The organism is Clostridium psychrophilum (genome assembly GCF_018861705.1).
GTDB lineage: Bacteria > Bacillota > Clostridia > Clostridiales > Clostridiaceae > Clostridium_AD > Clostridium_AD psychrophilum.
On sequence record NZ_JAHLEC010000277.1, the window covers coordinates 1 to 633 of the forward strand.

At 32.4% G+C, this 633-nt stretch carries 1 protein-coding gene; it reads left to right on the forward strand.

Going from position 1 to position 633, the window contains the following annotated elements; genetic code table 11:
* A partial coding sequence (locus tag KPL38_RS19460; protein ID WP_216290776.1) for a 2-oxoacid:acceptor oxidoreductase family protein occupies positions 1 to 633 on the forward strand: 633 nt, incomplete at both ends.

Below are 633 nucleotides of genomic sequence, written 5' to 3' on the forward strand. Positions count from 1 at the left end.
GAAAACAGACCACTTATAGTTGGTGGAAGATATGGACTTGGATCAAAAGATACTACTCCAGCTCAAATTGTTGCTGTATATGATAACTTAAAAGCAAAAGCTCCTAAAAACAACTTTACTATAGGAATAGTTGATGATGTTACTAATTTATCACTTGAAATAGGAGAAGATATAACTATAGCACCAGAAGGAACTAAAGAATGTAAATTCTGGGGACTTGGATCAGATGGTACTGTTGGAGCTAACAAGAGTGCAATCAAAATCATAGGAAACCATACAGATATGTATGCACAAGCTTACTTTGCATATGATTCTAAAAAATCAGGCGGAGTAACAATTTCTCACTTAAGATTTGGTAAAAAAGCTATAAAATCAACATATTTAATTAGTTCTGCAAACTATGTTGCTTGTGGTAACCAAGCTTATGTAACTAAATATGATGTTCTAAAAGGAATTAAAGATGGTGGAACATTCTTATTGAATTGTATATGGAGTCCTGAAGAATTAGAGAGGCATTTACCTTCAACAATGAAAAACTATATTGCTAATCACAATATTAACTTCAACATTATTGATGCAGTAGGAATAGCAGGTAAAATAGGTCTTGGTGGAAGAGTTAACATGATTATGCAA